Here is a 14,390-nt window from a genome sequence, read left to right on the forward strand (position 1 = left end):
ACATACATATGAATACCAGATATTTAAAGTTTACATTATTACTTCCGTTTCTTTTTTCTTGTTCAGAAAAAGAGCAGTTACCGATCAGTGAAAGCTTAGGTAAACCGGGAGTTGTTACCAATGTTGTAGTTGAACCCACAGCCGGTGGGGCTGTTGTCTCTTATAAAATTCCCAATACGGAAGATTTATTGGCGGTAAAATGTTTATATACTACGACTAATGGTAAGGAGTATGAAGTGACAGCTTCATATTACGAAGATAAATTGGCAATCCAGGGTTATAATGACACTTCGGAGCATACAGCAACTATTTATGCAGTGAATCGTGCCCAAGAGTTGTCAGATCCGATAGAAGTGAAGTTTACCCCATTGGAATCAGCTTTGGCTAAAGCTATCAAATCAGTAGCAATTGAGCAAGACTTTGGTGGTGCCCGCTTCAGCTGGAGGAATCCGGAAAAGGCGCCTCTTAACATTGAATTTCTAGCTCCGGATTCCACCGGGGAAATGTCAACCATGAATATTATGATGAGTGATATTGACGAAAATGTTTACAACATCAGAGGCTATGCTCCGGAACCTAAAAATTTCTCCATGATAATAAACGATAATTTTGATAATTATTCCGACACCCTCACTGCAGAAGTCATTCCTTTGTTCGAAGAAAAATTGAACAAAAAGAATATGCGTGTAATGAATTTGGCAAACGATAAAAGTTTGACGAATTGGGAAGGAAAAGACGCTTATATATTAGACGATGACCATAATACTTTTGGATGTTTTATTACAAATGCTTTACCGGGTGCTCCGGCTACTTTCGATTTAGGAACTGTTGCTAAACTGAGTCGATTGGTTGTACACCAACGTATTTATAACTTTGGTGCAAACATTGCTTACGGTCATGGTAATCCAAAAACATTTGAGGTATATGTATGTGACCATGAACCCAGCCAAAGTGGAGATTGGAGCGAATGGACAAAAGTGATGGACTGTGAAATTGTGAAACCTTCCGGATCTCCTGGTTCTACCGTGACGGATTTGGACATGGATGTTGCTAATAACGGACATGAGTTTTCATTTGACGTATCCCTGACTTCGGTACGATATGTCCGTATAGTCTTTATGTCTGCTTTCGGAGGAGCGACCTTCTCGAATATTGCAGATGTTGACTTTTATGGCCAAATCGAAAAATAATGTATAGTATCAACAAATTAACAAGAAAATTATGAAAAGAATATATAGTTTAGCGATACTGGCTGCTTCCATTTTATCTTTCACTTCTTGTGAAGATTTCATGGATATACATGAAGAGTATATAGAAGGTGGTGAGATTATTTATGCTCCTAAACCGGATTCCGTAAGTTTTATTGCAGGTAAAGGACGAGTTTTATTTAATTGTCGTACCTATAATGCCCCAAATGTCCGTTCTATAGATGTATATTGGAATGACGGACTTGACTCTTTGATTATTCCTGTTGAACTGAAGACCGGTTACGATAGTATTTCTGTCATATTGGATAATTTGGAAGAAAAATCTTATACATTCAATATACAGACAACTGATAATTTCGGACATAAATCATTGTTTATGACAGATTTTGGAACTTCTTACGGGGATACTTACCAAGCAACATTGAATGATCGTCTGATAGAAAGTTTGTCACTGTCGGATCAGGAAGGAACAATCAAGTGGTATTATGCACCTCAATATTTGGTTCGTAGTGAAATACGTTATGTGAAAAAGGATGGTTCACAAGCAATAGCAAAAGTCCCTTCTACAGATGATTTAGTTCTATTACCGGATGTAAAGTCGGGTTCAACCTTTGAATACAGGTCTTTGTATATTCCGGAAGCAGCAGCGATCGATACATTTGCCACTGCATGGAAAGAATATGAAACACCTTTCCCGACAGAATATAAATATGACTGTAGTTCGTGGAAGGTTTTGTCCGTTTCCGATGTATCGACCTCCGAAGGTGGTGGAATGGATGCATTGATAGACGATGATTTGAGTACCTATTGGCAGTCGGCCTACGAAGGCGGGGATGCACCTCTGCCTCATTGGGCCGTAATAGATATGCAGACACCGAAAATGATTTCCAGGGTTGAATTGTATCGCCGGTCAGGTAACACTGATTCCAAAAGTGTTGAGTTATATGTATCTGATCAACCGGATGCCAATACAGGTAACTGGACAAAAATAGGAACTGCCGTGTTTGACGAAGGAGACAGTTCATCAATTACATTACCGGAGACTAGCGGGGCAGGCAAGGGACGCTACCTGAAATTATTACTTCCGGATAGTAACCGTGAACCCTATACAAATGTTGCTGAAGTATATGTTTATGGTAAATAGGAAAACGGAATACTAAGTACTATCGTCCGTTTGAAGAGCCATTTTTCAACTTAATAAATAAGTGAAGAATGGCTCTTTTTGCTTTTTATGCCTGTAGTTCCGTATTTGAAGCATTTCTTATAAATTAGTTCCGAATTAAAGTCTTTTGTTTTATTTATTGTATGGGCCGAAAAGAATAAATGTCGTTAATTTGCCTGTGGAAATTGTATTAATATCATTAAAACACAAAATACGTATATGAATGTAAGGAAACTATTCTACTTGCTGGTTTCGGTTTTATGCCTGCAATCGGTCAGTGCAACAGATTTTACGGTTCCGCGTCTTTCCCCTTTGCCCGTAAAGGTGGAGAAGCAAAAGATCCCTTTGGGAGGGAACTGGCAGTTCAATCCTTCTCCGGAAAAAGAATTCTGGAAGCAAGGAAGTGTTACCAACTGGAAAAGTATCGAAGTGCCCGGCGAATGGGTAATGCAAGGCTTTGAAGTGGAAAAAGGAAAGGCGGCCGGTTATTTCCGTACGTTTTCCGTCCCTTCTTCCTGGAACGGCCAACGGATCAAACTACGCTGCAACGGTATATATAGCGATAGCCATATTTATATAAATGGTAAGGAAGCCGGAGCCCATCTGGGCGGCTTTACCGCCTTTGAACTGGATGTAACGGAGCTGGTACAGACAGGAAAAGAGAACAGAATTGCTGTGTCGGTGAGATCGGAAAGCCTTGCCGATTCGACTTCCAGCGGTTCCCAGTACGCTGTTCATCCGTTGGGAGGGATAACAAGGGATATGTATCTGTTTACCTTACCGGATGTAAATATGTCGATGTTTCATGTAAATACTTCTTTTGACAGTACTTATATGGATGCCGTACTGAAAACGGATATTGAAATTAGCAATGAGTCATCGGTTCCCGCTTCAAACCTTTCCCTTCATTTCTCTTTGGAAGATGCAAACGGAAAAGAGATCGCGTTAAAACAAAATACTAACCCGGTTCAAAAGATAGCAGCAGGTGCGACAGAGAAAGCCTGCCTCTCTTTCAGTATCGCAAAACCGGAGAAATGGGATTCCGAGCATCCTTATTTATATACGTTGACCTGCTGTTTGAAAGACGGAAAGAAGGTGTTGCATGAAACGGTACGTCGGGTAGGTTTCCGCCAGGTGGAAGTTCGCGGTAACCAAATGTATATAAATAATATGCCGGTAAAGCTGCGGGGTGTTTGCCGTCATGAGGTCATGCCGTTGCGCGGACGTTCTGTGAATGACGGCATGTGGCGGAAAGATGTCGAGTTGTTCCGTCGTGGTAATGTGAATTATATCCGTACGTCCCACTATCCGCCCGATGAAGCCTTACTGGAAGCCTGCGATGAACTGGGAATGCTGGTAGAAGTGGAAGCTCCTTTCTGCTGGGCACATAACACGAATGTACCGGAAGAGATGTATGATGCCGTACTGGTGAACCAGCATGTCGAGATGGTAAACCTGAACCGCAGCCATCCTTCCGTTATTATGTGGTCGCTGGGAAATGAATCATTGAAATATGCCGAATATTTCAAAAAGGCGGGAGAAGTCGTGAAGCAGATGGACCCGACACGTCCGCGCATCTTCAGCCAGTGGGGACCGGATGCCGATAACGGCGAACTGGAAGTAACCAATCATCATTATCCCGGGCCTACCGGACCGAATAAATACCGCAATAGCAAACGCCCCGTCACATTCGACGAGTTCTGCCACCTGAATGCTTACAACCGCTTGGAGCTGGCTGCCGATCCGGGACTTCGTTCGATGTGGGGACCTCTGCTGGACCAGATGTGGAATGATATGTATCATAGCCAGGGTGTTCTGGGCGGTGCGATATGGGCCGGTATCGACGATACCTTCTTCCTGCCGGGTGAAAAGGCGGTCGGTTACGGAACCTGGGGACCGATAGACGGATGGCGACGTGAGAAACCGGAATATTGGGGAATGAAGAAAGCATTCAGTCCGGTTAAGATCGTACAGAAAGGAAATATGTCGGCCGACGGTATTGTCCGTTTCCATGTGGAGAACCGTCATAATTTCAGTAATCTGTCGGAATGTTCCATCGTGTGGAAAGCCGGGGGAAAGAGCGGCAGGGTAACAACCGATATGGCTCCCCGCTCGGAAGGAGAGTTCGAAATTCAGTTGCCGGAATCTTTACGGAATGCGGAAAAGCTGGAACTGACGGTTACCGGTGTCCGTGGTTTTGTGATCGATGAATACAGTTTCCGTATTTTACCGGAACAGACCAAGCCACAGGGACAAGGGCAGTCAGGACAACTCTCTTGTCAGGAAAAAGCCGATGTTATCGAGATTCAGTCGGTAGGAGGAGTGTTTACTGTGGATAAACGCAACGGATTGTTGTCCGCCGGTCAGGGAGGTAATGCCGTATTGCTGCAATCACCTGTTTTTATGGTACTGCCGTTGAATGGAGATGGCGAAGGTGTCCAGATGGTCGGAAAAGACCAGAAGTTCAAGCCATATAACTCAGTCTGCGAAAATTGGATAGCTCAGTCTGTTACTTGTCTGCCGGGTGATGAACTTATTAGTATAAAAGTAAAAGGAATTTATAAAGAAGCCGAAGGCATATTTGAATATCGTTTTCATAAGAACGGAGAAGTCACTTTTGTCTACGACTTCACTATGCTTCAGGATATTTCCCCGAGACAAACAGGGTTGGTATTTACTTTACCTTCTTCTTTTACCCATCTGGACTGGAAGCGGAAAGGCTATTGGAATGTATATCCGGAAGACCATATAGGAGCGTTGACGGGACAAGCTGAAGCATTCGATGCCTCTTTGCCTGTATCCGGACTGGCAGGTCCTTCCAAACAACCTGTAAAATCCTGGTCGTATGACCAGACGGCAGCCGGTTCAAACATGTTCCGTTCTACGAAGGAGAATATTTACTCAGCCCGGCTGAAAGACGGATCAGGACAATCTGTCACAGTGAAATCCGACGGAACGCAGTATGTCCGTACCTGGATAGAAGGCGATGCAATCCGCTTATTAGTTGCCGATTATAACAATCCGGGGAAGGAAAACTTCCTGATCCCTCATGCCGAGAAAGAATACAAGCCGTTGCGAAAAGGCGATAAAGTACAGGGGAAAGTAACGGTTTCTTTTCATCCGTAAAGACAGATCTAAAATAGCAGAAAAAAAGGTCCGGTGTTTTGAAATGTTAAGACAGGACTTTTGATTACAAAATAAGGGACTTTTGAATGCAAAAGTCCCTTATTTTTTTTCAGAGATATTTATCTTGTTAAAATTGAACATTAGAACGGCTTAGAAGAAAATCAGTGGGGATAGACATATAAGTTAGGCTTCTCCAATTTTCTAGTGACAATTTTTATATAAAAACCTCCTCTCTCAGTGTGTTTTTATTTCTCATCTTTCAGTTTTCAGGTATCTTCTGTCCTTTGATGTTCATGGTTTGTATGCTGAAAAATGTTTTAAGAATGAGAGAAGACTTATCTTACAGGTAAAAAATACCAATAGTTTTCTAAATGGGTAAATATCTGTCTGTCCTCCGATGCCTCCCCGTTTTTTATCGGACAGGTACCCCTCTTTTATCGTATAAGCCTTCGCATTTTTTCTCCTTTCAGCCGGATCCTTTGAATATTAAAGCTGCAAACAGGGATGAAACCTGAAAGATGAGAATAAAGGATGAATAGGTAGCACTATAGTGTTAACCACCTTTACACAGTAGAGCTAATGGTACTGATACTACTATGCTAGCAAGATGACATAGTAGTACTGGCATGATGGCATTACTAAGTCGCCCATATCGGGTGAACACCTATTAATAGATCTATCCCCATGGATTTGTCTGCTATACCCTATAATGTACATACCAATACAATATAGAGTATCGGTATGTACATTATAGGGTATGACCTGCCGGGATATAGGAAAAAAACGTACGCTTTTCTTCCAACGGATAGGCAGGGAATGGCGAACGGATGCCTATCCGTTCTTTTTAACGAACTATTGTAGGATATCAGGGATAGATATGTAGAACGTGTAAAGTAAGTTTATTTGCGTATCCTTATAGGGTAAACGGGCTTTTCTACGTCTAGTAATATAAATAATTATAAAGATTTATACCATGAGAATTGTAAGTAAAGTATTTTTGCTTTTTTGTATTTTATCTCTGATGTCTTGTCAGAAAGATCCGCAGATACAGGCTGCTTATGACTTGATCGAACGTATTACTCCGGGTTATAGTCAGCAGTTTAGTCTGGAACTGATAGAGCCGGAGAACGGGAACGATGTCTATGAAGTGGCTGGGGAGAACGGCAAGGTTGTGTTGCGGGGGAACAATACGGTATCGTTGGCAACAGCTTATAACCAGTATTTGAAATATCATTGTAATGCCCATGTTTCCTGGTTTGGCGATCAGTTGAATTTACCGGCGACATTGCCTGTTCCGGCAGAGACGACACACCGGATAATTAACGGTAAGTATCGTGTCTATTTTAATTATTGTACCTTGAGCTATACCGGTGCCTGGTGGGATTGGGAACGTTGGCAGCGTGAGATCGACTATATGGCTATGAATTCGATCAATACACCTTTGTCGGTTGTCGGTTTGGAAGGTGTTTGGTATAATACACTGCTTCGTTTCGGTTTTACAGATGAGGAAGCACGTTCTTATCTGGTCGATCCGGCCCATTTTGCCTGGCAGTGGATGCCTAATATCGAAAGCTTTGGCGGACCGCTGCCGAAATCATGGATTGATTCGCATATCGCTTTGGGTAAACAAGTGGTAAACCGTCAGCTGGAATTAGGGATGACACCGATACAACAAGGTTTTTCCGGTGCTGTACCTCGTAAGATGATGGAAAAGTTTCCGGAGGCAAAGATACAGAAACAACCGGATTGGTATGGATTTGAAGGTATCTGCCAGTTAGATCCGCTGGATCCGTTATTTACGGAACTGGGAAAAGCTTTTCTGGAAGAGGAACAGAAATTATATGGAACCTACGGACTATATGCTGCCGATCCTTTCCATGAAAGCAAGCCGCCTGTGGATACACCTGAATATCTGAATGCAGTAGGGGCTTCTATCCATAAATTGATGAAGACGTTCGATCCGGAGGCGTTGTGGGTGATGCAAGCCTGGAGTTTCCGGAAAGATATTGCATCCGTTGTACCGAAACATGATTTACTCGTATTGAGCCTGAACGGTGCGTTAGGGGGAGAAGATCATTTTTGCAACCATGATTTTGTTGTAGGTAATCTGCATAATTTTGGTGGGCGTGTCAATCTTCACGGAGATTTGCCGCTGGTATCATCCAATCAGTTTATGAAAGCTAAACAGGAAACGCCGAATGTGGTAGGTTCCGGTTTATTCATGGAGTCGATCGGACAAAATCCTGTATTTTATGAGTTGGCATTTGAGATGCCGGTTCATCAGGATTCGGTGAAGCTGGAAGAATGGTTGAATAAATATGCAGAACGTCGTTATGGCGCATTTTCGGATGCAGCCAATAAGGCCTGGGAGTTATTGTTGGCGGGTCCTTATCGGGCCGGAACGAATGGGGTCGAGTCCAGTTCGATCATCTGTGCCCGTCCTGCTGTGGATGTAAAGAAGTCGGGACCGAATGCCGGTTTTAATATTCCTTATGATCCGCAATCATTGATAGAAGCTGAAGTATGTTTATTACAGGATGCGGAACAATTGAAAGGTTCCGGACCTTATCGTTTCGATATTGTAGATGTACAGCGTCAGATTATGTCCAACCTGGGACAGGAAATACATAAAAAAGCTGCCGAGGCATTTAAGAAAAAGGATAAAGAGGCATTTGCTCTGCACTCCGGACGTTTCCTCGAGTTATTAAAAGATGTAGATATCTTGCTTCGTACCCGTACAGAGTTTAACTTTGACCAGTGGTTGACTGATGCACGTGCCTGGGGAACGACCGATGAAGAACGCAATTTGTTTGAAAAGAATGCCTCTTCACTGGTGACTATCTGGGGCGGACAGGTCGATGTTCGTCAATTCGATTACTCATGGCGTGAATGGACCGGTTTGATCGAGGGATATTATCTGCAACGTTGGAAACAGTTCTATGATATGTTGCAGGGACATCTCGATAACGGAACGATTTACAGGGAGGAAGATGCAAAGATGGATTTAGGCCGTCAGGCTTTCCGTGCGAATGAGTTTTATGATTCGTTGGCTGACTGGGAGTTGGCTTTCGTTGATCGTCCGGGTAAGGCCCGTACTCCGGTAACGGAAGGAGACGAAGTGGCTGTTGCCCGCCGGATGTTGGACAAATACAAACAATTATCAAAAGAATACTACAATGTTGAGAAAACAAATTAAGTACCTGATGGTATATTCGCTTCTGGCCCTGCCTTGTGTTATGCAGGCGCAGGATGATGTAACGAATGCCTTCGATGACTTGAAAAGACAGGGTACGGTGAATGAGCAGGACTCGGAAATGCGCCGTGTGGCTTCGTCGGATGCGGTGAAGAGGTTGATACAAGAAAACCCGGAAGCCGGTTACTTCTGTTTTACGGAAGACCGGGAACACGATATCCGTATGACGGATGCAATCCCTGTGCGTTGGGTGGAACGGTCGGTTGATTCGCGGACAAAGTTCCGGGGCGATTGTCTTCCGGGTGAGTTCTATACCTGGCAGGTAGGAATCTTCGCTCCCTATGAAACCTTGTCGGACGTATCTGTTATCTTCTCTGACTGGAAGAATGAAAAGGGAAATAAGATTCCGGCTTCTGCTTTCCGTTGTTTTAACCTGGGAGGGACTGATACGAATGGCAAATCTTTTAAAAAGACGGTGAATGTCTCCAAAGGAAATGTGCAGGCATTATGGATCGGTTCCGATGTGCCTGTAACGGCAAGCGGCGTTTATAAAGGAAAAGTTACGATCAAAGCTGCTGATGCCAAACCGGTAGAGATCGCATGTGAACTGACCGTACAAGGTTCTCTCATCGCCAACCACGGAGATAACGAAGGATGGAGGAAAACCCGCCTGCGCTGGTTGGATTCTTCCATCGGTAATGCCGATGAACCGACGGCTCCGTATGTTCCGGTTCAATTACAGAAACAAACGATTTCCTGGTTAGGAGGAACGATGGAACTGTCGAAAGAAGGTCTTCCTCAATCCCTTTCTACCCGTTATGATCAGAGTAACCAGCTGAACGATCAGAGCAATACTCCCGTTCTGGCAGGAGAAATGCGGTTCGTGATAGAAACGGAGAATGGCGAAGAAGTGCTGAAACCCGGTTCCCTGCGGATCACCGGACGGAATAATGCGTCGGTAAATTGGATAGCTACCCGGAAGAACCGTAATTTTGAAGTACAGTGTTCCGGTAAATTCGGTTTCGATGGTCTGGTCGATTATCAGATACAGGTGAAATCCCAGGGAGACGTGAAAGTAAAGGATATCCGCCTGGAAGTACCTTATACTTCGTATGCTGCCAAATATATGATGGGATTGGGACATAAAGGCGGTTTCCGTCCGGATTCTGTAATTAACTGGCAATGGAATGTCGACAAACATCAGGATAAGATCTGGATGGGAAATATAAATGCCGGTCTGAACTTCTGCTTCAAAGATGAAAACTATGTCCGCCCGCTGGTGAATATCTATTATGGTTTAGGTAAACTGAACCTGCCTGCTTCGTGGGGAAATGCCAATAAGGGCGGTATCGATATTCTGCCCGATAAAGACGGTACAGTCCTGATGACGGCCTATAGTGGTGAACGGACTATGCAGAAAGGTGATGTTCTTCATTATAATTTCAATATGCTGGTTACTCCGGTGAAACCGCTTAACCTGAAAGAACTGGCGGAAAAACGTTTCTACCATTCCAACAGCGATGTGAGTGCCGGTTATATCCCTGCTGCATTGGAAGCAGGTGCCAATATGATTAATATCCATCATAAGAAAGATGTATATCCGTTCATTAACTATCCTTATTATGATGAAGCAGTTCCGGATTTGAAACGTTTTATCTCGGATGCACACAGCAAGGACCTGGATGTCCGGCTTTATTATACGACCCGTGAGTTGACGGTGAAGATACCTGAACTCTGGGCGTTGCGTAGCCTGGGTAGTGAAGTGATCCATGACGGTCCCGGAAAGGATGCCCGTACGCTGATCCATCGGAACGGTCCTCACGAATGGTTGAACAAGAACCTGACGACTCATTTCATTCCGGCCTGGTATAATGCTTTTAATGAAGGTAAATATGCCGGCGATATGGATATCTCGGTTATTACTACCCCTGATTCCCGCTGGAACAATTACTATCTGGAAGGTTTGGATTGGATGATAAAGAATCTGGGGCTGGATGGTGTTTATATTGATGACAGTGCTCTGGACCATCAAACATTGCAACGTGCCCGCCGTATTATGGATGCCGACGGAAAGCGCCGGCTGATAGATATCCATTCCTGGAACCATATGAACCAGTGGGCCGGTTATGCCAATTCACTGCATTTGTATCTGGAACTGTTACCTTATGTGGACCGCACCTGGATCGGTGAAGGTTTCAGAGCAAATAATACGCTGGATTTCTGGCTGGTGGAAATGTCCGGTATTCCTTTCGGCTTGATGAGTGAAACGCTGGATGCCCGGAACCTATTCAGAGGGATGGTTTACGGAATGCTTCCCCGTTTGCCGTGGAGCGGAAATCCTGTTCCGCTTTGGAAACTTTGGGATGATTTTGGCATGAAGAATGCACAGATGAGAGGTTATTGGGACGAACGTTGTCCGGTGAAAACGGATAATAAGGACATCCCGGCTACCGTTTATGTGAATGGTGATAAAGCGCTGGTGGTACTGGCAAACTGGACGGATATGCCTCAGACGGCTGAAATCACACTGGATGAGGAATTGCTCGGATTCAAACCATCTTCTTATATCTTACCTGAGATTAGAAATACACAATGGGAAGGAAAACTGTCTTCCTTGAAGCAATGTGAGATTATGGGGAGAGGCGGAATGATTATTTTACTGGAAAAATAAAGGAATATATAGGTTAGTTCCGATTTGTATAAGTTAAAGGACCGAAAGATACCATTTCGGTCCTTCTTTTTTCTTCGAAGTGTAAAATCCGGTACTGTCTTTTCTCTATCTTTGCTTCAGAACAAGGGAAAGGAATATCATGGATAACAAGACAACAGAACAGTCTCTTTGGGGACTTTTAGAGGGGATAACGGAGAATCTAAAATATAAACGTTTGGCAGATGTCTTTCGTTTCGTCTCTTTCCAGCCGTTTGAAACATTCGGTCCTCACCAGCATCTACGCATCGAGATCAACTATGTAAAGAAAGGCAACTGCATCCTTCATCTGGAAAACGAAAGTATCAGTTTCAATGAGAACGAGATGATGATTATCTGTTCGAATGTGGAACATACCTTTGAAGCAGGCTCGGAAGGAACGACACTGATGCAGCTGGAATTTCTACCGGAAATATTTTCCCGTTTCAATCCGCATGCACAGGATGAGACAGGCGAGCTGACTCCCGTAACGATCTTTTCGGAAGAGAACCGCCTGATTAAAATCGTGAATAATGTCCGTATCATGCGGGCTGTCCAACGCATTGTAAACGAGATGAACCTAAAAAATAAATACTATCAATACCTGGTGGTGATGTACTATGCGGAACTGCTGATTCTTATCTATCGTTACATGGATGAATCTTACTTGCCGATTTGTACAAATGAGTCGCTGAAAAAGGCAATTTCCTATATTCGTATGAATTATCAGACCGATATATCCATCAGTGATGTGGCCGGGCAGACCGGAGTAGGCGAACGGTACCTCCGCAAACTGTTTGCACAACACCTGAATCTTTCCCCGCTGGATTATCTGAATCAGATCCGTATTAACAAAGCGATTGAATTGTTGCGCAATACGGAGATGTCGATCAAGGAAATCTGTTTTATCTGCGGGTTCAAATCACCGCAATACTTTTCAAGGGTCTTTAAACAGCAGATGGGGATCACTCCGCGGGAAGTTACCAAGTAGTTTCCGTTTTGTACACATTTTTTTCGTAAAAGGTCCTTCCTGCATACGTTGAGATATGAATTTCGGGCTGACTTTTTGTATACTCCGGCTAACTTTGTGATCAGTAATCATTGAATAATTTATACTGATAAACTATATGGATATGAAAGAATGGAATGATGATAAAGCTCTGTTCTCTTTGATAAAGGAGGAGCTTTATACCGCAGTAATCGGTGACATAATGGATAAGATGGGATATACCCGTCAGTTCCTTCCACCGCAGATTTGTCCGCTTCGTGATGATATGCTGGTGGTGGGACGTGCTATGACCGTGCTGGAGGCTGATGTGCTGGAACATGGCAAAAAGTGCGGAGAAAATCCGTTGCTGAAACGCTCTTTCGGGTTGATGCTCGAAGCGTTGGATGACCTGAAAGAAGATGAAGTGTATGTTTGCTCCGGTTCGTCTCCTTGTTATGCTTTGTGGGGAGAGTTGATGAGTGCCCGTGCTATCCAGTGTAAAGCGGCCGGCGCAGTGGTCAATGGGTATTCTCGGGATACAAAAGGTATTTTGGCACTCGACTTTCCCTGTTTTTCTTACGGACCTTATGCACAAGACCAGGCGCCGAGAGGAAAAGTAATTGATTATCGGGTACCTATCGAAATGGATGGCGTGCGAATTAATGATGGCGATATACTGATAGGAGATATCGACGGTGTATGTGTCGTACCCCGCAGCATTGAAGAAGAAGTCTTTACCCGCGCCCTTGAAAAAGCCCGCGGCGAGCGTATGGTATTAAAGAAAATTCAGGAAGGAATGAAAGCCCGCGACGCTTTCGATCAGTTTGGAATCATGTAATTAAATCGGAATAGACAATGAAAATCACAGATGTTAAAGTATGGTTGGTACAAGGTATCAAATATAACTGGACGCTACTTAAAATATATACAGACGAAGGCTACACCGGTGTCGGCGAAGCAACCAACTGGCCCGGGAGCCCGATCGTTTTCGAAGCTGCCAAACATGTGGGACAGCGTATTATCGGCCTCGACCCGATGAAAACGGATTTTATCTGGACAAAACTTTATCGTGACCTGAACTGGATCGGCCCGTATGGAGCCAGCCTGTGCGCTATCAGCGGTATCGACATGGCCTTGCTGGACCTGAAGGCGAAAGTGTTGGGTGTTCCCTGTTATGAATTACTGGGAGGTGCTTATCGCAAAGATATTCTGTTGTATGCAAACTATTGGTTTACCGGTGGTGGCCATAATGCAAAAGATTATACGGAGCAGGCCCTGAAAGTAAAAGAGGCAGGATTTACCGGATTGAAATTCGACCCGTTTGCACATACCAATTATTTCTATGGCGAAGACCTGGCCTCGAATCTGACTTTGACAGCCGAGCAACAGGACCTGGCTTTCGATGTATCGAAAGCTGTCCGCGACGCGGTTGGACCGGAGTTCGATATTATGATCGAGACGCATGCCATGTTGAACTACCGCGTAGCAGTGAAGATGGCCGAACGGTTGGCAAAGCTGGATATCACCTGGTATGAGGAACCTGCCGGCCCTGAAAGTTCCCAGACTTTGCGGGCTATGCGTGAACGTATCCCTTCGGATGTGGCCATCTGTGTGGGAGAACGCCATTATACCCGTTTCGGTATTCGTTCTTTGTTGGAAAAACATGTCTGTGACGTGATTATGCCGGATATTACCCGTTGCGGAGGCCCTTCGGAAATGAAACGGATGGCTACGATGGCGGAAGCCTATAATGTGCTGATTGCACCTCACAATCCGAACGGGCCGTTATCGACACTGGCTTCTTCGCATGTGTGTGCCGCGATACCGAATTTCTTCCGTCAGGAGTTTATGTTTAACGATGTTCCCTGGAGAGATACGGTGATCGACCATCCGATTGCCGAAATGGTTTACGACGGTCATCTGCATTTGTCCAATCGTCCCGGCTTAGGCGTCGACCTGGTGGAAGAGGAGATGGAGAAACATCCGGGTATTACTACGAACGCTCCCGATAACTTCTATATTTAAGC

The 14,390-nt window shown here is 44.3% G+C and carries 8 protein-coding genes; all 8 read left to right on the forward strand.

Annotated elements, in window-relative coordinates; genetic code table 11:
- The first annotated feature begins 8 nt into the window (after positions 1–8).
- The 8 genes from HMPREF1535_RS16195 to HMPREF1535_RS16230 all read left to right on the forward strand — a co-directional run bounded on the left by HMPREF1535_RS16195 (position 9) and on the right by HMPREF1535_RS16230 (position 14,388).
- Positions 9–1,190, forward strand: a complete 1,182-nt coding sequence (locus HMPREF1535_RS16195; RefSeq protein ID WP_046146841.1) for a DUF4959 domain-containing protein — start codon at positions 9–11, stop codon at positions 1,188–1,190.
- 31 nt (positions 1,191–1,221) lie between these two features.
- Positions 1,222–2,352 (forward strand): DUF4998 domain-containing protein, encoded by a 1,131-nt coding sequence (locus tag HMPREF1535_RS16200; RefSeq protein ID WP_046146842.1) that lies wholly within the window; start codon positions 1,222–1,224, stop codon positions 2,350–2,352.
- Positions 2,353–2,589: 237 nt separating this feature from the next.
- Positions 2,590–5,496, forward strand: a complete 2,907-nt coding sequence (locus tag HMPREF1535_RS16205) for a glycoside hydrolase family 2 (RefSeq protein ID WP_046146843.1) — start codon at positions 2,590–2,592, stop codon at positions 5,494–5,496.
- A gap of 973 nt (positions 5,497–6,469) precedes the next feature.
- Complete coding sequence (locus HMPREF1535_RS16210) at positions 6,470–8,692, forward strand: alpha-N-acetylglucosaminidase (RefSeq protein ID WP_046146844.1); 2,223 nt, start codon at positions 6,470–6,472, stop codon at positions 8,690–8,692.
- On the forward strand, positions 8,673–11,360 hold the full coding sequence (locus HMPREF1535_RS16215) for a glycoside hydrolase domain-containing protein (RefSeq protein ID WP_046146845.1): 2,688 nt from the start codon (positions 8,673–8,675) through the stop codon (positions 11,358–11,360). The genes HMPREF1535_RS16210 and HMPREF1535_RS16215 overlap by 20 nt, the downstream gene beginning before the upstream one ends.
- A gap of 139 nt (positions 11,361–11,499) precedes the next feature.
- Positions 11,500–12,366 (forward strand): AraC family transcriptional regulator, encoded by an 867-nt coding sequence (locus tag HMPREF1535_RS16220; protein ID WP_007653369.1) that lies wholly within the window; start codon positions 11,500–11,502, stop codon positions 12,364–12,366.
- A 142-nt stretch (positions 12,367–12,508) separates the two neighbouring features.
- A complete protein-coding gene (locus HMPREF1535_RS16225) occupies positions 12,509–13,201 on the forward strand; it encodes an RraA family protein (protein ID WP_046147583.1) in 693 nt (230 codons plus the stop codon).
- Between the two features lie 17 nt (positions 13,202–13,218).
- A complete protein-coding gene (locus HMPREF1535_RS16230; protein WP_046146846.1) occupies positions 13,219–14,388 on the forward strand; it encodes a mandelate racemase/muconate lactonizing enzyme family protein in 1,170 nt (389 codons plus the stop codon).
- The last annotated feature ends 2 nt before the right edge of the window (positions 14,389–14,390 follow it).

The organism is Parabacteroides goldsteinii DSM 19448 = WAL 12034 (assembly GCF_000969835.1).
In the GTDB taxonomy this organism is placed as follows: domain Bacteria; phylum Bacteroidota; class Bacteroidia; order Bacteroidales; family Tannerellaceae; genus Parabacteroides; species Parabacteroides goldsteinii.

Bases quoted from the DNA above. Each gene is read 5' to 3' on its own strand.
- HMPREF1535_RS16195 (WP_046146841.1), top strand. From the start codon at position 9: ATGAATACCAGATATTTAAAGTTTACATTATTACTTCCGTTTCTTTTT.
- HMPREF1535_RS16200 (WP_046146842.1), top strand. From the start codon at position 1,222: ATGAAAAGAATATATAGTTTAGCGATACTGGCTGCTTCCATTTTATCT.
- HMPREF1535_RS16205 (WP_046146843.1), top strand. From the start codon at position 2,590: ATGAATGTAAGGAAACTATTCTACTTGCTGGTTTCGGTTTTATGCCTG.
- HMPREF1535_RS16210 (WP_046146844.1), top strand. From the start codon at position 6,470: ATGAGAATTGTAAGTAAAGTATTTTTGCTTTTTTGTATTTTATCTCTG.
- HMPREF1535_RS16215 (WP_046146845.1), top strand. From the start codon at position 8,673: ATGTTGAGAAAACAAATTAAGTACCTGATGGTATATTCGCTTCTGGCC.
- HMPREF1535_RS16220 (WP_007653369.1), top strand. From the start codon at position 11,500: ATGGATAACAAGACAACAGAACAGTCTCTTTGGGGACTTTTAGAGGGG.
- HMPREF1535_RS16225 (WP_046147583.1), top strand. From the start codon at position 12,509: ATGAAAGAATGGAATGATGATAAAGCTCTGTTCTCTTTGATAAAGGAG.
- HMPREF1535_RS16230 (WP_046146846.1), top strand. From the start codon at position 13,219: ATGAAAATCACAGATGTTAAAGTATGGTTGGTACAAGGTATCAAATAT.